Source organism: Chloroflexaceae bacterium (genome assembly GCA_025057155.1).
GTDB lineage: Bacteria > Chloroflexota > Chloroflexia > Chloroflexales > Chloroflexaceae > JACAEO01.
Map to the genome: position 1 here is coordinate 59915 of JANWYD010000006.1, position 20151 is coordinate 80065.

Below are 20151 nucleotides of genomic sequence, written 5' to 3' on the forward strand. Positions count from 1 at the left end.
ACGGCGCGCATGCTTCGGCCTCACCCCCGCATCGGCACCCCCACCGCATCCCGATGGTCGCGCGCCCTCCGGCGCAAATGCTTCGGCCTCGCCCCCGTAGCGTCACGGACGGCGCGGCGTCCCATGGCCGTCCCGTAGCGACGCCCGGCGCGGCGTGCCGCGCCCCTCCGGGGTCGCGTCCGGGTGGCCCCCGAGCCGGCGCGCCACCCCCGGTAGCGACCCTGCTACGCACGGTGCCAGCTTGTTCTCGCACGAATCAGGGCGCCGGAGCTATTATTAGAGATGCGCGCGCCGGTGCGCGCGTCTGTGTGTCGGTTGCTGTCGTTTCGACTTCAAGGAGGAAGGCGATGAGCAGCACGACCGTTGATCGCTCTGGACCGGATGCGCATCCAACCCCTGGCGATGAGCTTGCCTCCGAGCAGCGGGCGGCGCTCGACGCGGCGCTGGAGGAACTGCGCGCCTATGCCGGCGCCTGGGCGCGCCTCGGCCCCGCGCAGCGCGGCGCTCTGCTCGATGAGGTGCTGGCGGGCCTGGTTCGCGTCGGGCCGCGCATCGTGGAAGCCGCGCTGGAGGCTAAGGGCCTGCCGTCCGGCGGCCACGCCGAGGGCGAGGAGTGGCTCAACGTGGCCACGTATGTGCGCTACGCCCGCCTGCTCCGCCGCTCCCTGGCCGAGATTGAGCGCCACGGTCATCCCCGGCTGCCCCACCCGCCATACTATGGCCCCGGCGACCAGGCCGTGACGCGGGTCTATCCCGATGACATTTATGAAGAATTGACCCACCCCGGCATGCACGCCGAAGTATGGATGCGGCCAGGCGTCTCGCTGGAGGAGACCATCGCCACCCAGGCATGGGCCTACCGCGCGCCGCACGCCGGCCAGGTGGCGGCTGTACTCGGCGCGGGGAGCCTTTCGTCCCTCATCCCTCTGGACATCCTCTACCAGCTCTTCGTTGAGGGCCGCGTGGTGGCCTTCAAGTTCAGCCCGCTCAACGCCTACCTTGAGCCGCTCTTCGCCGAGGCCTTCATGCCGCTGATCGCCAGCGGCTACCTGCGCCTGCTCCCCGGCGGGGCCATGGTCGGCTTCTACCTGGCCCACCACCCCGCCGTTGATCACGTCCATCTCACCGGCTCGCGCGAGACCTGCGAACGGCTCCTGGCAGGCCCCCCGCCTCTGGCTCGCCCGCTCACCGCGGAACTGGGCAATGTGACGCCGGTGATCATCGTCCCTGGCCCCTGGAAGCCCGCCGAACTGGAAATGCAGGCCCGCGCCCTTGCCACCTGGGCCGTTTTTAACGGCGGCTTTCTCTGCTATGCCCCGCGGGTGATCATCCAGCAGCGGCAGTGGGCGCTGCGCCACGAGTTCCTGGGGCGTTTCGAGCAGATCCTCGCCGCCACCCCTACCCGCCGCGCCTGGCATCCCGGCAGCGAGGCGACCTTCGCTGCCGTCCTGGCCGGGCATAGCGATGTTCGCCGCCTGGGTCTCCCTGGCAAGGATGAGTTGCCCTGGACCCTGGCGCCCAACCTCGATCCTGAGGAGCGCAATGAGCCGCTCTTTACTCGCGAGCACTTCGGGCCGTTTATAGCCGAGACCGCGCTCGACGCGCCCGATGTGGCCGGCTTCATTGACCGGGCGGTGGTCTTCGCCAACGAGCGGCTGTGGGGCCGGCTCGCCGCCGCGATCGTGGTGCATCCGGAAACACTGCGCGATCCACGGGTGCGCGCAGCCTACGAGCGGGCTTTGTTCGATCTCTGTTATGGCGTCATCACCGTGAACACGCATCCGGGATGGAACCACTACGCCGGCCTGACGACCTGGGGAGTCTTTCCGGCCTCCCCGGAGCACGACCCCTTCGCCGGGGCGGGCACAGTGGGCAATGCGCTCATGTTTCGCTCGCCCGAGAAGTCGGTGCTCACCGCCCGGTTCCATTCGCCGCTTAACCCAATGCTGCTCGGCTCGCAGGCCATGCCCCTGGTCGCCCGGCGCCTGGCCGAGGCCCAGGCGCATCCCTCGGCGCGGACGCTGGCTCAGTTGACGCTGGCTTCCTTCCCGCTACGGTAGCACAACCCTCCGGATCGTGCGCGCCCTACGTGCAACTCTCCAGGTTGCGTGCAGGGCGCATCGGGCTGCGCGTGGCAGAAGAAACCCGCTTGTCTCATATAATGAAGCGAGAGGCCCGCTCTGCCAGCAGGGAACGAACGGTCCTGACTCGCCCCGGCAAGCGAGGCTATAGAGAACCCCGGTCGCGCCGGGTCCATCAGCGCCAGCGCATTGCCAGTCGGAGTTGATCTGCAATCCAAAATCCAAAATCTAAAATCCAAAATCGCCATGCGTTCCTACAACGCCCAGGCTGTCTGGATCACCGCCCCGCGTCAGGTCGCGATCCGCAGCGAAACCGTGCCGCCTCCCGGCCCCGATCAAGTGCGGATCGCGGCTCTGTGCTCGGCGATCAGCCACGGCACCGAGATGCTGGTCTACCGCGGGCAGGTTGATCCCGCCCTGCCCCTGGATCTGCCGACCCTGGCCGGCAGTTTCGCCTTTCCGATCAAGTACGGCTACGCCAGTGCGGGTCGCGTGCTGGACGTGGGCGCGGCGGTGCGCCACCTGGCTCCCGGCGATCTTGTCTTCGCCCTGCATCCGCACCAGAGCCTCTACGTGGCTCCGGCCGCTCTGGTGACGCGCCTGCCTGGGGATCTCGATCCGGCCCTGGGGGTGTTCTTCGCCAACACGGAGACCGCGCTCAACGTGGCCCACGACGCCGCACCGCGTCTGGGCGAGACGGCAGTGGTCTTCGGGCAGGGCGTGGTGGGGTTGCTCGTCACCCAGACGCTGCGGCTGGCCGGGGCGTCACGAGTGATCGCCGTGGAGCCTGACCCGGCCCGCCGCGACCTGGCCCTGGCGGTGGGCGCCGACGCGGCCCTGGCCCCCGGCCCGGATCTGCTCGAGGCGCTGCGGGCCCACAACGACGGCCGGCTGGCCGATCTGGCCGTCGAGGTTAGCGGCGCTCCCGCCGCCTTGCAGGCGGCCATTGACACCGTGCTGGACGAGGGCACGGTAGTGGTGGCCTCGTGGTACGGGCGCAAGCCCGTGACGCTCGACCTGGGCGGGCGGTTTCACCGCGGGCGCCTGCGGCTGCGCTCATCGCAGGTCGGGCGCCTGGCGCCGGAAACGGCCCCGCGCTGGGATCATGCCCGCCGCGCGGCCACGGTGGCCGCGCTGCTGCCCCGGCTGCGCCTGGCCCCCCTGCAGGGGCCGCGCCTGCCCCTTGAACGCGCCGACGAGGCCTACCGCCTGGTTGACACTGGCGGCGCGGTGCAGGTAACGATAACGTATACCGCCGATTCCCCATAATCCCCGCCCCGTTCCTCGTGGTATACTAGGCACCGGATGTGATGCGAACCGACCCGCCGCTCAGGATCAGCTATGCCTGTCCGTGTGCCCCTGACCTCCAGCGGACCGCTCGTTGAGGCGGAGTTTGTCTCCCGGCCCAATCAACTGGTAGTGGAAGCTCGCCTGGGGCGCCGGATGGTGCGCGCCCACCTGGCCGACCGGGGGCGCCTGCTCGACCTGCTGGTTCCCGGCGCGCGGCTATTGCTGGCCCCCCGCGAGGAGATCGGCCGGAAGACCGGCTATCAGGTGGTTGGCGTATACCACAACGGCGAGCTCGTTTCTCTTGACACGCACCTGGCCAACCGGCTGGTGGTCGCAGCCCTGGCGGCCGGCGCCTTGCCGCAGTTCGCCCGCTATACCAAGGTGCAGCGGGAGGTGATGATCGGCGAGCACCGCTTCGATTTTCGTCTGAGCGAGGGCATCCATACCTGTATTGTCGAGGTCAAATCGGTCAGCAAAGTGGAGAATGGCCTGGCTCGCTTCCCCGACGCGCCGACCGAGCGGGGCCGCCGCCAGGTGCAGGCTCTGACCCACATGGCCCGCAACGGGCAGCGCTGCGCCATTGTCTTTATCATTCAGCGCCACGCCGCCCGCGCTCTCGTTCCCGATGATGTGGACCCCGAGTTCGGACGCGCCTTCCGCAATGCCATTACCGCCGGGGTCGAGGTCTACGCCTATCTCTGTCCGCTTACGCCCGAAGGTCTGACCCTCGGTGAACCGGTGCTGGTCTATGGCTCCGCAGAGGCGATACCCAAAGCGAGGCCCATGTAAAGCCGGCCCGGCGGGCCGGCGCTACAGCCCCTCGGCCCGGCGTTACGGCCCCCCGGCCCCCCGGCCCGGCGTTACGGCCCTCACATCACCCGTTCGCTTCGATGAAAGGTTGACGCCATGCGCGCAGGATATTTCCACCTGCTGGTGATCCTTACACTGCTGCTGCTCGCCGCCTGCGGCGGCCAGCCAGGCGTGCCCGCTGGCGAGCAGCCCTTCGAGCAACGTTACCGATCCATGAGCTTCGAGCAGATCGTCGAGGCGGCCCGTGGGCAGACGGTGACCTGGTTCATGTGGGGCGGCTCGGACGCAATTAATGCCTATGTCAACGGCTACGTAGCCGGCACGCTGAAGGAGCGTTATGGGATTACGCTCAAACAGGCGCCGGTCACCGATATTGTCGAGACGGTCAACAAGGTGCTGGCCGAAAAACAGGCCGGGAAGGATAGCGGCGGCTCGGCAGATTTGATCTGGATCAATGGCGAGAACTTCCGCACCCTGAAGGAGGCCGGGGCGGTGTTTCGCAACTGGGCCGACCTGCTGCCAAGCAGCCAGTTCGTGGATTGGGAGAACCCCTCCATCGCCTACGACTTCGGCTTTCCGGTTGAGTATGATGAGTCGCCCTGGGGGTCAGCCCAGTTCGTGATGGAGTACGACAGCGCGCGGCTCTCCGAGCCGCCCCGCAGCATCGAGGCGCTGCTGGAATGGGCCTGCGCCAATCCCGGCAAGTTCACCTACCCGGCGCCCCCTGATTTCACTGGCAGCGTCTTCGTGCGCCATGTCTTCTACGCCGCCGCCGGGGATTATACACAACTGCTTGGCCCCTTCAATGAGACGCTCTACGCCCCTATCGCCGAAAAGACCTGGCAGATGCTCAACGCTGTGGAACCCTGCCTCTGGCGCGGCGGCGAAACCTATCCCCAGACCAATACCGCCCTCTACGACCTGTTCTCCCGTGGCGAGGTCTGGATCTCGATGAATTACAGCCCGACCCACGCAGCGAACCAGATCGCCCGCGGGGTCTATCCCTCCACTGCCCGCACATGGGTCTTCGATAGCGGCACCATCGCCAACACCAACTATGTGACCATTCCCTACAACGCGGCCAATAAGGCCGGAGCCATGGTCGTAGCCAATTTCTTACTCTCGCCCGAGGCGCAGTACGAGGCCGCGAAGCCCGAGGTAGTAGGATGGAGCACGCCGCTCTCCTTCGCAAAGCTGCCCAGGGAGTGGGTCGAGAAGTTCTACGCCCTGCCCCGCCCTGAGGCGGTGCTGCCCGCCGACGAACTCGCCGCGCGCCAGCTCTCCGAGTTGCAGGCGCCGTGGCTGACGCGCATCGAGGAGGACTGGATCGCCAATGTTCTGGAGCGCTGACCCCGAACGGCCGCGGATCTGGCTGATGCTCGCCCCGATGCTGGCAGTAGTGTTCTTGCTCTTCGGCGGCGGCCTCTTTTTCGCCCTGATCCAGTCCTTCGGCTACCTGCCGCTGATCGGGCAGACGGAGTTCAGCCTCGCGGCCTATGTCACGGTCCTGCGGCAATCTTCGTTTCTGGCCTCCTTGCTCCTCACCCTGTATATCGCCACTACCTCGACAGTCATCGCCACGGCGCTGGCGGTGACGGCGGCCCTGGCCATCCGCGCTACCACGCGGGGGCGTCAGGCGCTGAGTTTCATCTTCCAGTTCAACCTGCCTATCCCGCACCTCGTCGGCGCGGTGGCCATGGCCGACCTGCTCAGCCAGAGCGGGCTGCTCGCGCGCCTCGCCGCCGCCTTCGGGCTGATTGATGATCCTGGCCAGTTCCCTGTGCTGGTCTTCGACCGCGCCGGAGTGGGGATCATCGCCGAGTACGTCTGGAAGGAGACGGCCTTCATCGGGGTGACCGTGCTGGCCGTCCTTCACGCCATCGGGCCGGAGTACGAGGAACTGGCCCGCTCCCTGGGCGCGAACCGCTGGCAGCGGTTTCGCCTGGTGCTGTTGCCATTGATGCTGCCCGGGGTGCTGGCGGCCTCGGTGATCGCTTTCGCCTTCTCCTTCGGCGCCTTCGAGGCGCCCTATCTGCTCGGCGCCAGTTATCCGCAGGTGTTGCCAGTGCTGGCCTACAAGCGCTATACCGCGGTGGATCTGGCAGCGCGAGCCGAGGCCATGGCCCTGTGCGTGATCATTACCCTGGTCGCCGGGGCCGCGATTGTCGCCTATCTGCACGTGAGCCGGCGCTATCTGCGCCGCGAGGCCGACTGACGATGCGTTCCGCGGAATCTTCTGCCGGGCTTTCTCCGCCGCGCCCGCCCCTGCTGCGCTGGTTCGTCCTGGCGGCGATGGTGATCGGTATGCTCCTGCCGATCGTGCCGCTGGTTATCTGGTCGTTCGCCTTTCGCTGGAGCTTTCCCGATCTGCTGCCCGAACGCTGGAGCCTGCGGGCCTGGCGCTACCTGGCCGCCCCGGAGTCGCAGGTGCTGCCCGCCCTTCGCGACAGCCTGTTGCTTGCCGGAGCCGTGACGCTGCTCGCCACGCTGATCGGCGCGCCCGCCGGGCGCGCCCTGGGCATGTACCGTTTCCGGGGCCGCGCTCTGATCGAGATGCTCATCCTGGCCCCGCTGATCGTCCCCGCCTTCGCCGTGTCCCTCGGCATCCAGATTGTGTTCATCCGCTACGGCCTGGCCGACACGTTCCTCGGCGTCGTTCTGGTGCATCTCGTGCCCGCGACCCCGTACATGGCTCTGGTCATGGCCGGAGTGTTCGCCAACTTCGACCGGCAGTACGAGGACCTGGCGCGCACCCTGGGCGCGCGTCCGTTGCAGGTCTGGCGGTGGGTGACCCTGCCAGCCGTACTTCCCGGTCTGGTGGTGGGCGCGCTGTTCGTGTTCCTGATCTCGTGGAGCCAGTACGCGCTGACGCTGATCATCGGCGGGGGGCGTCTGGTGACTCTGCCGATGCTGCTGTTCGCCTTTGCCCGCAGCGGCGATCATGCGGTGACCGCCGCCCTGAGTCTGGTGTTTATCGCCCCGGCGGTGGTGTTGCTGGCGCTGATCGCCCGCTTTCTGGGCGCCGCGCCCGCCGCCGGCGGCATTCGGGGCCTGTAGCCATCCTTTCCATATGACCGCCCTGCAACTCTGCAATCTTACCAAAACCTACCCCGGCGCGCCCGCGCCGGCACTCCGCGATCTATCTCTCGATGTGGCCCCGGGCGAACTGGTTGTGCTGCTGGGCGCCTCGGGCTGCGGCAAGAGCACCACGCTGCGCCTGGTGGCCGGGCTGCTCACCCCCTGCCGCGGCGACGTGCGCTTCGATGGGCGCTCGGTGCTGGACACGCCGCCCGAGCGCCGGGGCGTGGCGATGGTGTTTCAGAAGCCATTGCTGCTGCCGCACATGAGCGTCGGCGAGAACGTGGGCTTCGGGCTGCGGGTGCGCGGCGAGCGCCCGGCGACCATCCGGCGCCGGGTTCATGAACTGCTCGAACTGGTGCAGTTGCCGGGCAGCGCCGCCCGGCGCCCCGGCCAGCTCTCCGGTGGTCAGGAACAGCGGGTGGCCCTGGCGCGCGCCCTGATCGTCGAACCGCGAGTGCTGCTGCTCGACGAACCCTTCAGCCAGCTCGACGCCGGACTGCGAGCCGAGATGCGCGAACTGGTCGCCGGGTTGCAACGCCGGCTGGGCATTACCACCCTGATGGTGACCCACGACCAGGAAGAGGCGCTATTGCTGGCCGACCGTATCGCCCTGCTGGAGCAGGGTCGCCTGTTGCAGTACGACACCCCGCGAGGCCTCTACGAGCGCCCGGCCAGCGTCGCCGTCGCGCGCTTTCTCGGCGGCCGCAATTTCATTTCCGGACGGGTAGCAGGCCGGCGCTTCATCAGCGACCTGGGGGCCTTCGAGCTTGCCGCCGAACCGCCGTTGCAGGGCGCAGCCGTGCTGACCATCCGCCCTGAGGCCCTGGCGCTGGGCTGCAACGGCCCGGTTAACCGCCTGCGCGGCACGGTCACGGCGGCGCGCTACCTCGGCGCGCGGATGCGCTATCAGATCCAGGCTGGCCCGTTCCTTCTGGAGGCCCTGGCCGACGCCGCCGGCCCCTACCATCCAGGCGACGCCGTGAGCCTGACCCTTCCGCCGGAACGGCTGTGGGTGATGCGAGAGGATGGATAGTGACTCGATTTTGGATGTTGGATGGGCGGATATGACGCTCCACTGAGACCTGGCAATTCTGAAACGCGCCTGATCGGGCCTGCCACCATGCTTGCAACCGAACTATTACCTGCTATCAAGATCTATCTGCGCCGGCCGGAGGTGGCCGGGCCTCCCGGTCTGGAACTGACCGGAGATTGGGACCTGCGCTTTCTGGCCCAGGGTGAATACAACATCAACTATCTGCTCGAGCGCGACAGCGGGCCGCCCCTGGTAGTGCGGGTCAACACCGGCTCGCAGATCGGCCGGCCCGGCGGCGCCCAGATCGCCTACGAGGGGGCGGCCCTGCGCCTGCTGGCGCCGGTGGGCGTGGCGCCGCGTCTGCACTATCTCGACGCGACGCTCGCACTCCTTCCCTATGGCCTGCTGGTGATGGACTACCTGCCAGGCGGGCCGCTGCGCTACGCCGACGCGGCGCACCTCGTCGCGGCGGCGCGAACCCTGGCGCGCCTGCACCAGACCCCCGCGGTCCACGGCAACTTCATCCGGCGCCGGGCGCTGGTTGACGACCTGGAAGAGGCCCGTGGCTGGCTGGCGCCCTATCTGGAAAGCCCTCACGCCCCGGCGCCGGCGCGCGCGCGCCTGGCCCGCCTGCTTGAACGAGCAGCCGAGGATGCCGCGCGCCACGCCGACCGTTTTCCTGCGCCCTTCGCCCTCGTCCACACCGACGTGCAGGCGCACAATTTTGTCGTTGAAGATCGCCCCGATGGCCCCCACTGCCGTCTGGTGGACTGGGAGCGTCCGCTCCTCGACGATCCGACCTACGACCTGGCTCACTTTAGCATCCCCACCACCACCCGCTGGAAGACGGGACAGACCCTCAGCGCGGCGCAGATTGAGCGCTTCCTGGCCGCTTACTGCGCTGCCCGCCCCGAGCTTGACGCGCAGGAGTTGCGCGTCCGTCTGGAGATCCGCCGGCCGTTCATTCTGCTGCGGGCGGTGAGCTGGTGCGCGGGGGCCTGGGTGGAGTACACCGGCCATGGGCGAGCTATCGCTCACGCGGACACGCTGGCGCGGATTGAAGAGTATCTGCGGCCCGACGAGCTGGAGGCGCTGTTTCCAGATTGGTTGGGATGAACCTTGAAACTCGCGCCGGCGCGCCAACCCTTCTCCGCTGGCGGAGGCGGACCGGCAGGAGCGACCCGCCGGTTGCCCCTGCCGGTCCTGGCGGGCGGAAGCGCCACCCGCTCGAATCCCCTGCCCCCAGAGGCAGGCTGTGAGAAGCCCGGACTCACCCTTCAGGCACCAGTTCGCTATCCGGCTGGGGGATGCTCAGGGTCTGGGCAGGGGCGCCGGCGGGCCGCAGCGCCGTCGTCAGCACTTCGTCGAGCGTTTCTACGGCCACAAAGGTAAGTTCCTTGAAGATCGCCTGCGGCAGGTCGTCAAGGTCAATCAAATTGCGCCTGGGCAGGATAATCGTCTTGATACCGGCGCGGTGCGCGCCAAGGGCCTTCTCCTTGATCCCGCCGATGGGCAATACCCGCCCGCGCAGCGAAATCTCGCCGGTCATGGCCACATCGTCGCGCACCAGGCGGCCGGTGGCTGCCGAGGCCAGAGCCGCGGCGATAGTGATGCCCGCCGAGGGGCCATCCTTCGGCACAGCGCCCGCCGGCACGTGCACGTGGAGGGCGTGGGTCTCGAAGAAACGGGGATCGATGCCCAGGTCGCGCGCCCGCGCGCGGACGTAGGTGAGGGCCGCTTCGGCGCTCTCGCGCATCACCTCGCCGAGCTGGCCGGTGATCTTCAGTTCGGGCTTGCCCTCAACCGCCAGCGCCTCTACAAAAATGATGTCGCCGCCCACCGGCGTCCATACCAGGCCGGTGGCCACACCCGGCTGGTCAATGCGCTCCTGGGCCTCATTGTAGAACCGCGGACGGCCCAGGGCCTCGCGCACAAAGGCTACGTCAACCACCACCGGGGAGGCCAGCGGCAGTGGAGCGCCCGCTCCGTTGTTCCCCTCCTCCGGCGCGGCGGGTGCGGCCACCTGGCCCTCCGCGTCCTGGCCCTCCTCGGCGATCTTCCGCACCACCTTGCGCAGCACGGCGCCGATGTTGCGCTCCAGGTTGCGCACGCCCGCCTCACGGGTGTAGTCGTTGATGATCGCTCGGATGGCCGGCTCCTCGATGACCACCTCGGCGGGGCGCAGGCCATTGGCGCGCAGTTGCCGGTCAATCAGATGGCTCTGGGCGATGCGCACCTTTTCGTCCTCGATGTAGCCGGAGAGTTCGATCACCTCCATCCGGTCGCGCAGGGCCGGCGGCACAGCATCCCAGTTATTGGCCGTAGCGATGAACAGCACCTGGCTCAGGTCGAAAGGCAGGTTCAGGTAGTGGTCGGTAAAGGTATGGTTCTGCTCCGGGTCAAGCACTTCGAGCAGGGCTGCCGCGGGGTCGCCGCGGTAGTCGCTGCCGAGCTTGTCAATCTCATCGAGCAGCATCACCGGATCGGCGGCCCCGGCGCGGCGCAGCTCCTGGATGATCCGCCCCGGCTGCGAGCCGATGTAGGTGCGCCGGAAGCCGCGCAACTCGGCCTCATCGCGCACGCCGCCCAGGCTCATGCGCACAAAGCTGCGTCCGAGCGCCCGCGCGATGCTCTGGCCCAGACTGGTCTTACCCACGCCGGGCGGCCCGACGAAGGCCAGGATCGGCTCGCGGCTGGCGCGCCCGCCGTCCTCGCCCAGCGCCGCCCGGCGCTGCTTCACCGCCAGGTATTCGAGGATGCGCTCCTTGACCTTCTGCAACCCGTAGTGGTCCTCGTCGAGCACCTGACGCGCGCGAGCCACATCAATGGCGTGGCCGGTGCGCTTGCCCCAGGGCAGTTCGGCGACCCACTCCAGGTAGGTGCGCACCATCTGATACTCCGGCGAACTGGCATTGATGCGTTCGAGGCGCAGCAGTTCGCGCTCGGCCTCCTTGCGCGCCACCTCGGGCAAATTGGCGGCGGCAAGCTTCTCGCGCAGGTCCTCCAGTTCGACCGCCTCGGGGCTGTCTTCGCCCAGCTCCTTCTGGATGGCCCGCAACTGCTGGCGCAGGTAAAACTCGCGCTGCTGGCGCGCCGAACCCTCCTGCACCTCCTGGCGCAGCCGGGCCTGCACTTCGAGCAGGGCCAGTTGCTTGCGATAAAACTCGCGCACCTTGATCAGCCGCTCAACCACGTCGAAGGTGCTCAACAGATCCAGTCGTTCGCTGTAGGTGTAATCCGGCGAATAGCCGGTATTATCGGCGAGATGGCCCGGATCGTTGATTGAGCGCACGTAGTTGCGGATCTCCTGGGTCACGCCGGGCCGCAGGTCGAGCACGGCGTCAACCGCGGCGTGAACCTCAACCATCAACTGTTCGAGTTCGGGGGTGCGCTCGAACACGTCGGGGCGGCGGGTGAAGGTGAAGCGGGGGTACGGTTCGCGCTGGACCTCTTCGCCAAGCTCCACCCGCACCAGGCCGCGCACAACAATGCCGCTGGCTCCGCCGGGGAGCAAGCCGGATTGCTCGATGCGCGCCTCGACGCCCACGTGGAAGAGCTGCTCAGCCAGCGGAGCGCCGCTCTCGGCGTCCGGGCGCCGCGGAACGAGGAGCACCAGGCGGTTGCTCTTCAGCGCGGCCTCGGCGGCGGCTTCGTTATCGCTGTCGAGGGTCAGACTGATAACCGTATAGGGAAAGACGACCGCGCCCTCGAGCATAATCAATGGCAACGACTCGGGGGCTGGCGGAGTTTCATGGATTTCCTGGTTGGCCTCGCTCATAATCTATGCTCCTGACAAAGCGGAAACACGTTCCGCACTGCAATTATTATGGAATTGGCCGGCGGCAGTGTCAACGGCAGGAAGGCATTCGCACGCCGCTTCTAGCGCAATGTTAATAGATGGTCTGGCGGCCTGTGCTATAATCGCGCCGCAACAAGGGCCGTCTATGAAGGGAACCGCCACAAGGAGATACGCCCCCTCCCTGAGCCGCCCGGCCACCCGGCCGCTGGCCCTTGGCACGACGCTCTTCTTGCCCCTCCTCATCGGACTGGCGACGCTGCTGCCTCGGGTGATCGGCCTGCGCGATTTCTTTACCACTGACGAGGCCCACCACTGGGTCCGGCTCACCGGACGCTTTGCCGAAGCGATCAGCACGGGGCAGTGGGCCGAGACGATCCTCACCGGTCACCCTGGCGTGACGCTGTGGTGGCTGGGCAGCGTAGGGCTGCACCTCGAGCGCCTTGCGACCGCTGCGGGCTGGGCCGCGCCCCCCGACGCCCTGGGCCACCTGGTCTGGTTACGGCTCGGGCCGGCGCTGGCGCATACCCCGTTGTTGATTGCGGCGTATCTCCTGTTGCGCCGGCTGGTACAGCCCGGCCTGGCCCTGGCGGCGGCGCTGTTGTGGGCCACCTCGCCCTTCATGGTTGCGCACGGCCGCCTGCTGCATCTCGACGCTCTGCTGACCGACCTGTGCCTGCTGGCAGTGCTGGCGACGCTGGTGGCCGTCCAGGCCGCGCGCCCCCTCCCCTGGCTGCTGCTCAGCGGTCTGTTCTGCGGCCTGGCCCTGCTGACCAAGAGCCCGGCGCTCATTGTGCTGCCATTTGTGGGCCTGGCGCTGTTCGTTCTGGGCGGGGCGCGCACCGGGGCGCCAGAAGGCTGGCGCGGGCGGTTGCTCCACGGGATCGCCTGGTCGGCGCCGCGCTACCTGCTGGTGCTGGCGGTGGCCGCGGCAGTGACGCTGGCGCTCTGGCCCGCCCTCTGGGTGGCGCCTGGCCAGGCCCTGGAGCGCTACCTCGATGAGATTATCAGCAACGGCGGGCGCCCTAATGGCGATGGACAGTTCTTTCTCGGCAGCCCCGATCCTGATCCCGGCCCGCTGTTCTACCCCGTTGTGGTCCTCTTCCGCGTCACCCCGCTGGAACTGGCGGGTCTTATAGGGGTAGGGGCGGGTTTCATACTCATTGCGCGGCACGGGGGCTCGAGCAAAGATCCCCTGATCGCCCGTGAACGGACAACCTTGCTGGCCCTGGCGGCCTTCGCGCTCCTGTGGACGCTGGTGATGACCGCTGGACCGAAGAAGTTCGACCGCTACATCCTGCCGGCGTGGCCGGCCCTGCTCACCCTGAGCGCCGCTGGCCTGCTGGCCATCTGGCACAGGTTGCGCGCCCGTTTCCCTCGGCGCTGGTTTGCCGGGCCCGCTGCCGGGATCGCCGGCCTCCTGTCCCTCCAGGGCGCGCTGCTGGCCTGGTGCCATCCCTACTACCTCAGCTACTACAACCCCCTGCTCGGCGGCGGGCCGGTAGCCCAGCGCACCTTTCTGATCGGCTGGGGCGAGGGGATGGACCAGGTGGGCGCATGGCTGCGCACTCGCTATGACATCGGCGAAGGGCAGATCATCTCGGCGCTGCCGGCCACCCTCCAGCCCTTCGTGCCCGTGCCGGTCCAGGAGGTTCAAGCCATTGACCGCGCCTCGGCCAACTACGCGGTGGTCTACCTTGAATCGCTCCAGCGGCGCGACGCCCCTGACATCTACGCGCGCATCACCGGAGCAAGCCTGCCCCTGCATGTGGTGACTATTCACGGCATCGAGTACGCCTGGATCTACCAGTTGCCAAAGCCGTACCAGACAGCGGTGGAGGCGGAGTTCGGCCGGGCGGTGCGTCTGCGGGGCTACACCGCCACCCTGGAGGGCCGGCGCCTGACCCTTACCCCTTCGTGGGACGTCCGCGCGCCCCTGAACGCCGATCTGCTGGTCTTCGTGCATGTCTACGATGCCGCGGGCATGCGTGTGGCTGGAATTGACGTGCCTCCGGGCGGCGCGAGTGCGCCCCCGACGAGCGCCTGGCAGCCTGGCCAGCAGGTGGCCGTGCCCCTCCCGATCGATCTGCCGGCTGCTCTGCCCGCCGGGGTCTATCGTCTGACCATCGGCCTCTACGACCCGGAGACCTTCGCGCGGCTGCCCCTGACGGGCGGACCGGCCGCCGACGTGGCCATGGCCGGTCCTGATGCCGCATTGCTCGGCAACTTCCTGGTACAACCCTGAGCGACGGGGGAAGCCCTACGGGGTCAGGAAGAGCGCCGTAATCCCCAATCTGAAAACCACAACCTGAAATGGTATAATTCCTCCCCGGAGGAACGTAGCGATGCCAAAACCGATTGTCGCCATCGTTGGCCGGCCCAACGTTGGCAAGTCAACCTTTTTCAACCGGCTGATCGGCGAACGCCGGGCCATCGTCGAAGACGTGCCGGGCACCACCCGCGACCGGCTCTATGGCGAGAGTTTCTGGAACGGGCGCGAGTTTACGGTGGTGGACACGGCGGGGCTGCTCTTCGGCCCCGAAGATCCCGGCCTGCCCGAGAGCGAGTTGCACCGCCGCACCCGCGAACAGGCCCGCCACGCCATCGAAGAGGCCGATACGGTCATCTTTCTGGTGGACGGGCGTGAAGGGCTGACCGCCGCCGACGCCGAGGTGGCCGAGATCCTGCGTCCCATGGCCAAACGGGTGGTGCTGGCGGTCAACAAGTGCGACAATCCCGAACGCGCCCTCGACGCGGTTGAGTTTTACGCCCTCAACCTGGGCGAGCCCATTCCGATGAGCGCCTTCCATGGCCTGGGTACCGGCGATGTGCTCGACCGGGTGGTCGAGACGTTTCCCGCCGTTGAGGCCGAGAGCGAAGAAGCGCCACACCTGCGGGTGGCGATCGTCGGGCGGCCCAACGTGGGCAAGTCGAGCCTGCTCAACAAGCTGACCGGCGAGGAACGCAGCGTGGTCTCAGCGGTGCCGGGCACCACCCGCGACACGATTGACACGACGATTATATTCGACGGCGAGCCGGTGACGCTGATTGACACCGCCGGCATCAGGCGCGCCGGGCGCATTCAGCCGGGGATTGAGAAGTACTCGGTGCTGCGCGCCCTGCGCGCCATCGAGCGCTGTGATGTGGCCCTGCTGCTGATTGACGCCACCGATGGCGTCACCGCGCAGGACACCCACATCGCCGGGATGGTGCTCGAGGCCAAAAAGGGCATTGCCCTGGTGGTGAACAAGTGGGACCTGATTGAGAAGGACAGCCACACGTACACCGCCTTCGAGCGCGAGGTGCGCGAGGCTTTCAAGTTTGTGGACTACGCGCCGATCCTGTTTATCTCGGCGCTCACCGGGCAACGGGTGAACCGGGTGCTGGAGGTAGCCCGGCAGATCGGGCGCAACCGCAAGCAGCGCGTGCCAACCGCTGAATTGAACGAGTTTCTCCGCGAGGCCGTGCATGCCCAGCCACCAATGGCTACCAAGAAAGGCGCACATTTGCGCCTGTATTACGCCGTGCAGCCGCAGGTTGACCCGCCGGTGTTCCTCTTCTTCGCCAACGACGGCTCCCTGGTCCACTGGTCATACGCCCGCTACCTGGAGAACCGGCTGCGCGAGCGCTACGGCTTCGAGGGCACGCCGATCGTGATCGTTTTCCGCTCGCGGGAGCGGAAGGAAGAGTAGGCGCTGATTAATCCAATGGCTTCAAGCCCGCGAGGATCGCCTCGCGCCGTGGTTCCAGGAAGGGCGGCAGGACCACCTTTTCGCCGAGGGCGGCTTCGTCTTCATCCACTGCGAAGCCCGGCCCATCGGTCGCCAGTTCAAACAGCACGCCATTCGGTTCGTGGAAATACAGACTGCGAAACCAGTAGCGGTCCACCTTGCCGCTGTTGGGGATGCGCAAGGCTCGTAGCCGCGCGGCCCAGGCATCGTAGTCCTCGTCAGGCACGCGGAAGGCCACGTGGTGCACCCCGCCCGCCCCCGGGCGCGCCGGCGGCAGATCGGGCTGCTCGGCCACGTGCAACTCGGCGCCCGGCCCCCCCGGTCCCATCGCATAGACATAGACCGTGCGCCGCGGATGCTCCGGGTGCGCGTAGCGGCGCTCCGGACGCATGTTCAACACCTGCTGCAGCAGCACGTCAGTGGGCTGCAGGTCAGGCACGCTTATGGTAATCGGCCCCAGGCCCCGGATCTGGTACGCCGCCGGGACCGGACTGCGTTCCCAGGGGTGCGCCTCGCCGCTGCCTCCGTCGTCAATCAAGGTCAGGCGCTGCCCCTCCGGGTCCTCAAAATCCAGCGCCAGGCGTCCGTCGCGCTCGACCAGCGGCCCCGTCGTGACACCCGCTTCGTCGAGATGCTCTTTCCACCACTCCAGGGCCGCGCGTCCAGCCACTCGCAGCGCCACACGCGTGATTGAGCGCGTGCCGCGTTGCTCCGGCGGAACCGGCCAGTCGAAGAAGGTCAGATCGGTGCCGGGCGTACCCTTCGCGTCGGCGTAGAACAGGTGGTAGGCGCTGACATCGTCCTGGTTCACGCTGCGTTTAACCAGACGGAGGCCGAGGGTCCGGGTGTAGAAGCGATAATTCTCGCGGATCCGCGCCGAGATGGCGGTCAGATGATGGATGCCTCGCAGGTTCATCTCCCTCTCCTCTGTATCCGCTCCAGCAGGCGCTCGAGCGGCCAGGTGTTCACCACCCGCTCCGCGGGGGCCCAGCCCCGGCGGGCAGTGAGCACGCCCAGGCGGGTCCAGGCCAGTTCGTCGGGATGGTGCGCATCACTGTTGATGGCCAGATCAGCTCCCAGGTCAAGCGCCCGGCGCACATGGGCCGCGTCGAGGTCGAGCCGGTCAGGGCCGCTGTTGATCTCCAGGATCGCGCCGTGGGCGGCGGCGGCGCGGAACACCGCTTCCATGTCCAGGTCGGCGCCGGGCCGCCGGTTGAGGATGCGCCCGGTGGGATGGCCGACGATGTCCACGTGCGGGTTGGCGATCGCCCGCAGCAGGCGGGCCGTGATCTGCTCGCGGGGTTGCCGCAGGCTCACGTGGAGCGAGGCCACCACCAGGTCGAGCGTGGCCAGCGCCTCGTCGGGCAGTGCCAGGGCGCCGTCATTTGTTATGTCAACTTCAACCCCGTGGAGCACGCGGAAGGACGCGCCGCGAGCGGCCCACTCGGCGTTGACCGCGGCCACCTCGGCGGCCTGCTCGCGCAGCCGGGCCGCGTCGAGGCCGCCGGTGACCCCCAGGTAGGCGCTGTGATCGGTGATGGCAATGTAGCGCAGCCCGCGGGCGGCAGCGGCAGCGGCCATCTCGGCGATGCTGGCGCGTCCATCGCTCCAGCGCGTGTGCATGTGCAGATCGGCCAGCAGCGCCTCCGGGGGGATGAGGTCCGGCAGGCGCCCGGCGGCGGCGGCCTCGAACTCTCCGGCGTCCTCCCGCAGCTCCGGCGGGATCCACGGCAACCCCAGGGTGGCATAGACCTCCTCCTCGGTCGCGCAGGCGAGCAGCGAACCGTCGGGGCGGGCGAAGCCCTGTTCGGAGAAGCTGTAGCCACGCTCCTGCGCCAGCCGGCGCAGGTGGATGTTGTGCTCCTTGCTGCCAGTGAAATGCTGCAACGCGCTGCCCCAGCGTTCCGGGGCCACCACCAGCAGGTCGGCCCGCAACCCGCTGTGGAGCAGCACCGAGGCTTTGACCTCGCCCTGGCCGAGCACGCGCGCCACCTGCGGCAGGGCGACGAAGGCCGCAGTGACGGCGGCGGCATCCTCGGCGGCGGCCAGCAGGTCAATGTCGCCCACCGTCGGGCGCCCGCGGCGCAGACTGCCGGTGTAGGCCAGACGCGGCACGGCGGGCAGCGCGGCGCGCAACTCGGCGAGCAGCAACTCGGCTGTAGCCAGGGCCGTGCCGAGCAGGGTGCGCTGCTCGCCTTCGGCCAGCGCGGCCAACCCCTGGCGGATGCGTTCCTCGCTCTTCGGGCCGAACCCCTTGAGCGAGCGCAGCCGGCCACTCTCTACCGCCTGCCGCAGATCGTCGAGGCTGGCGATCCCCAGTTCGCGGTAGAGCCGGCCCGCCCGCATCGGGCCAAGATCGGGCACCCGCAGGAGATCGAGCACCCCGTCGGGAACCTCGGCCCGCAGGCGCTCGGCGAGGGGCAGGGCCCCGGTGTCGAGGATCACTCTGATCTTCTCGGCGATAGTCTTGCCGATGCCGGGGATCTCCTCCAGCGCGCCGCGGGCGCGATAGTCCGCCAGCGGCATGGGCAGATCGGCGATCGCCTCGCCCGCCCGGCGGTAGGCCAGCACCCGGAAGCGATCCTCGCCGAGGATCTCCATGCGGTCGGCAAGCTCCAGAAAGATGTCCGCGACATCGCGGTTCGAGAGGGTCTGGGTCATGGCAATGCGCCTCTCCCCGGGCAGGCAGGCGAACCTCTCTGTATGCTACCACGATCTGGCGCGCCGTGCTTCTCGCGGCTCACGCCCTCTTTCGGACGGCGATGGCAGCCTCCAGCGCGCCGAGAAAGGCGGCGGCGCAGCCCTCCCAGGCGGGAAGGGCAGCGACCCGCGCCTGCGCTGCCAGAGCCATGCGTTCACGGAGGGCCGCGTCGTCCATCAGGCGCGCCAGAGCCGCGTCGAGAGCCGCATCATCGTGCGGGGGAACCAGGAGACCCGCGTCGGGGCCGACGAGCTCCGGCAGCGGCCCTACCGCGCAGGCAAGCACGGGCAATCCGGCAGCCAGGGCCTCGGCGAAGACCAGGCCGTAGCCTTCGTAGCGCGAGGGGAGGGCGAAGAAGGCGGCGCGCGCGTAGGCATCGCTCAGCGCGGCGTCGCTCAGCGGGCCGTGAGCCGCGACGCTGCCCGGCGGCGCCAGGGCCAGCGCCGCGCGCACCGCCGCCCCGTAGGCTGGATCGGCGTCCGGCTCGCCGGCCAGTTCCAGCCGCCAGCCCGGACGGGCGACGCGGCCCCAGGCGCGCGCCAGTTCCAGCACGCCCTTGCGGGGGATCCACTGCGCTACGCACAGCGCCGACCAGGGAGGGCCGGCGGGCGCCGCGGGGCGTCGTGGCAGCCGGTCATACCCGCCCGAGGCGACGATGATCCGCTCGCGGGCCACGCCCCGTTCGACCAGGAGGCGCGCGCCGTCCTCACTCACGGCGATCAGCCGGTCGGCGCGCAGCAGCGGGGCCTCCCAGGAGGGCGGGGGTGTGGAGGTGTGGAGGTGTGGAGGACTGGCACGATCATTGCCGTTCTCGCCCGCGGCCACGCTCGGCAGTTCGTGGACCATGGCCACGAGGGGCCGCCGGGCGCGCCACCGGTCCAGCCAGGGGGCGCAGACGGCGCAGGCCAGGGCGTCCACTACCACCACGTCAAAGGGGGCCGGGTCGAAGCGCGCGCCCAGGCCCGGCGCGGCAGCCAGTTGCGCCGCCAGGTCCGCGCCAGAGGCGACGAACTCGGTCACGGTTACGCCCCGGGCGCGCAGGCGGGCAAACACCTCACGGTGGTAGAGGTAGCCCCCCGTGAGCCGGGCCGGGTCGCCCACGGTGAGAAAGGCAATGCGCATGGTGCGATTTTGGATTTTGGATTTTGGATTTTGGATTGAGAGGTGCGCGTATGGAGGAAACGGTGGCCCTGTTCCGCAATCCAAAATCTAAAATCCAAAATCTAAAATCCAAAATCCATCCGGCGCTCACAAGTCAGCCACGTAGGCCGCGTAGGCGCCGGGGTTCTCCCAGACGCGCACGCTGAGGCGCGCCAGTTCGAGGCCGCGCAGCGCCCCCGCCAGCCATTCCCAGCAGAAGCGGGCCACGTTCTCGGCGGTGGTGTTAACCCCGGCCAGCCCTGGCACCTCCCCCAGATCGCGGTAGTGCAACTCGGCGACCAGGGCCTGCACCGCGTCCTGAAGCGTCGTGATATTGAAGAGCGTCCCATCGGGACGCAGGGCCGGCCCGGACACCGCGACCTCCAGCCGGTAGGTGTGGCCGTGCATCCGGGTGGCCGGGCCGAAGTCGCCCGCCAGGCGGTGGGCAGCCTCGAAGTGGGTGGCTATGCCGACTTCGTACATGCTGA

15 protein-coding genes are annotated in these 20151 nt (G+C 68.3%); 10 read left to right on the forward strand and 5 right to left on the reverse strand.

All coding sequences use genetic code 11. The annotated features are described in order from the left end of the window. Positions 1 to 347 precede the first annotated feature (347 nt). From NZU74_06450 to NZU74_06485, 8 genes are all read left to right on the forward strand, one after another. Positions 348 to 2060 carry an aldehyde dehydrogenase family protein gene (locus NZU74_06450; protein MCS6880957.1) on the forward strand — a complete coding sequence of 571 codons (1713 nt, stop codon included), beginning with the start codon at positions 348 to 350 and terminating at the stop codon, positions 2058 to 2060. A gap of 267 nt (positions 2061 to 2327) precedes the next feature. Beyond that, positions 2328 to 3350 carry a zinc-binding alcohol dehydrogenase gene (locus tag NZU74_06455; GenBank protein ID MCS6880958.1) on the forward strand — a complete coding sequence of 341 codons (1023 nt, stop codon included), beginning with the start codon at positions 2328 to 2330 and terminating at the stop codon, positions 3348 to 3350. A 72-nt stretch (positions 3351 to 3422) separates the two neighbouring features. Continuing rightward, on the forward strand, positions 3423 to 4160 hold the full coding sequence (sfsA, locus tag NZU74_06460) for a DNA/RNA nuclease SfsA (GenBank protein ID MCS6880959.1): 738 nt from the start codon (positions 3423 to 3425) through the stop codon (positions 4158 to 4160). Between the two features lie 117 nt (positions 4161 to 4277). Next, positions 4278 to 5531 (forward strand): ABC transporter substrate-binding protein, encoded by a 1254-nt coding sequence (locus NZU74_06465; protein MCS6880960.1) that lies wholly within the window; start codon positions 4278 to 4280, stop codon positions 5529 to 5531. Beyond that, positions 5515 to 6396, forward strand: a complete 882-nt coding sequence (locus NZU74_06470; GenBank protein ID MCS6880961.1) for an ABC transporter permease subunit — start codon at positions 5515 to 5517, stop codon at positions 6394 to 6396. Before NZU74_06465 ends, NZU74_06470 begins: the two co-directional genes overlap by 17 nt. A gap of 2 nt (positions 6397 to 6398) precedes the next feature. Then, entirely contained in the window at positions 6399 to 7238 is an 840-nt protein-coding gene (locus NZU74_06475) for an ABC transporter permease (GenBank protein MCS6880962.1), read from the forward strand. A gap of 13 nt (positions 7239 to 7251) precedes the next feature. Beyond that, on the forward strand, positions 7252 to 8295 hold the full coding sequence (locus NZU74_06480; GenBank protein ID MCS6880963.1) for an ABC transporter ATP-binding protein: 1044 nt from the start codon (positions 7252 to 7254) through the stop codon (positions 8293 to 8295). An 87-nt stretch (positions 8296 to 8382) separates the two neighbouring features. Further along, the gene (locus NZU74_06485) at positions 8383 to 9411 is read left to right on the forward strand and encodes an aminoglycoside phosphotransferase family protein (GenBank protein MCS6880964.1); all 1029 of its coding nucleotides are present in this window, start codon (positions 8383 to 8385) and stop codon (positions 9409 to 9411) included. 154 nt (positions 9412 to 9565) lie between these two features. Here NZU74_06485 and lon read toward each other — a convergent pair whose 3' ends face one another. Beyond that, positions 9566 to 12073: an endopeptidase La gene (gene lon / locus NZU74_06490; protein MCS6880965.1), complete on the reverse strand. Its 2508-nt coding sequence runs from the start codon at positions 12071 to 12073 to the stop codon at positions 9566 to 9568. Between the two features lie 166 nt (positions 12074 to 12239). Between lon and NZU74_06495 the strand changes: the two genes are divergently transcribed. Continuing rightward, positions 12240 to 14336 carry a glycosyltransferase family 39 protein gene (locus tag NZU74_06495; GenBank protein ID MCS6880966.1) on the forward strand — a complete coding sequence of 699 codons (2097 nt, stop codon included), beginning with the start codon at positions 12240 to 12242 and terminating at the stop codon, positions 14334 to 14336. 100 nt (positions 14337 to 14436) lie between these two features. After that, positions 14437 to 15783: a ribosome biogenesis GTPase Der gene (gene der / locus NZU74_06500; GenBank protein MCS6880967.1), complete on the forward strand. Its 1347-nt coding sequence runs from the start codon at positions 14437 to 14439 to the stop codon at positions 15781 to 15783. 7 nt (positions 15784 to 15790) lie between these two features. On the opposite strand, the gene NZU74_06505 is transcribed toward der, so the two are convergent. From NZU74_06505 to NZU74_06520, 4 genes are all read right to left on the reverse strand, one after another. Beyond that, positions 15791 to 16738, reverse strand: coding sequence for a ring-cleaving dioxygenase (locus NZU74_06505; protein MCS6880968.1), 948 nt, complete (start codon positions 16736 to 16738; stop codon positions 15791 to 15793). Next, positions 16735 to 18483, reverse strand: coding sequence for a DNA polymerase/3'-5' exonuclease PolX (gene polX / locus NZU74_06510; GenBank protein ID MCS6880969.1), 1749 nt, complete (start codon positions 18481 to 18483; stop codon positions 16735 to 16737). The genes NZU74_06505 and polX overlap by 4 nt, the downstream gene beginning before the upstream one ends. Before the next feature lie 79 nt (positions 18484 to 18562). After that, positions 18563 to 19645 carry a glycosyltransferase family 4 protein gene (locus NZU74_06515; protein ID MCS6880970.1) on the reverse strand — a complete coding sequence of 361 codons (1083 nt, stop codon included), beginning with the start codon at positions 19643 to 19645 and terminating at the stop codon, positions 18563 to 18565. Between the two features lie 126 nt (positions 19646 to 19771). Next, positions 19772 to 20146: a 6-carboxytetrahydropterin synthase gene (locus NZU74_06520; GenBank protein MCS6880971.1), complete on the reverse strand. Its 375-nt coding sequence runs from the start codon at positions 20144 to 20146 to the stop codon at positions 19772 to 19774. Positions 20147 to 20151: the final 5 nt, after the last annotated feature.

What these genes read in the sequence shown, in the direction of transcription:
- NZU74_06450 (MCS6880957.1), top strand. Translation starts at nt 348, where the DNA reads ATGAGCAGCACGACCGTTGATCGCTCTGGACCGGATGCGCATCCAACC.
- NZU74_06455 (MCS6880958.1), top strand. Translation starts at nt 2,328, where the DNA reads ATGCGTTCCTACAACGCCCAGGCTGTCTGGATCACCGCCCCGCGTCAG.
- sfsA (MCS6880959.1), top strand. Translation starts at nt 3,423, where the DNA reads ATGCCTGTCCGTGTGCCCCTGACCTCCAGCGGACCGCTCGTTGAGGCG.
- NZU74_06465 (MCS6880960.1), top strand. Translation starts at nt 4,278, where the DNA reads ATGCGCGCAGGATATTTCCACCTGCTGGTGATCCTTACACTGCTGCTG.
- NZU74_06470 (MCS6880961.1), top strand. Translation starts at nt 5,515, where the DNA reads ATGTTCTGGAGCGCTGACCCCGAACGGCCGCGGATCTGGCTGATGCTC.
- NZU74_06475 (MCS6880962.1), top strand. Translation starts at nt 6,399, where the DNA reads ATGCGTTCCGCGGAATCTTCTGCCGGGCTTTCTCCGCCGCGCCCGCCC.
- NZU74_06480 (MCS6880963.1), top strand. Translation starts at nt 7,252, where the DNA reads ATGACCGCCCTGCAACTCTGCAATCTTACCAAAACCTACCCCGGCGCG.
- NZU74_06485 (MCS6880964.1), top strand. Translation starts at nt 8,383, where the DNA reads ATGCTTGCAACCGAACTATTACCTGCTATCAAGATCTATCTGCGCCGG.
- lon (MCS6880965.1), bottom strand. Translation starts at nt 12,073, where the DNA reads ATGAGCGAGGCCAACCAGGAAATCCATGAAACTCCGCCAGCCCCCGAG.
- NZU74_06495 (MCS6880966.1), top strand. Translation starts at nt 12,240, where the DNA reads ATGAAGGGAACCGCCACAAGGAGATACGCCCCCTCCCTGAGCCGCCCG.
- der (MCS6880967.1), top strand. Translation starts at nt 14,437, where the DNA reads ATGCCAAAACCGATTGTCGCCATCGTTGGCCGGCCCAACGTTGGCAAG.
- NZU74_06505 (MCS6880968.1), bottom strand. Translation starts at nt 16,738, where the DNA reads ATGAACCTGCGAGGCATCCATCATCTGACCGCCATCTCGGCGCGGATC.
- polX (MCS6880969.1), bottom strand. Translation starts at nt 18,483, where the DNA reads ATGACCCAGACCCTCTCGAACCGCGATGTCGCGGACATCTTTCTGGAG.
- NZU74_06515 (MCS6880970.1), bottom strand. Translation starts at nt 19,645, where the DNA reads ATGCGCATTGCCTTTCTCACCGTGGGCGACCCGGCCCGGCTCACGGGG.
- NZU74_06520 (MCS6880971.1), bottom strand. Translation starts at nt 20,146, where the DNA reads ATGTACGAAGTCGGCATAGCCACCCACTTCGAGGCTGCCCACCGCCTG.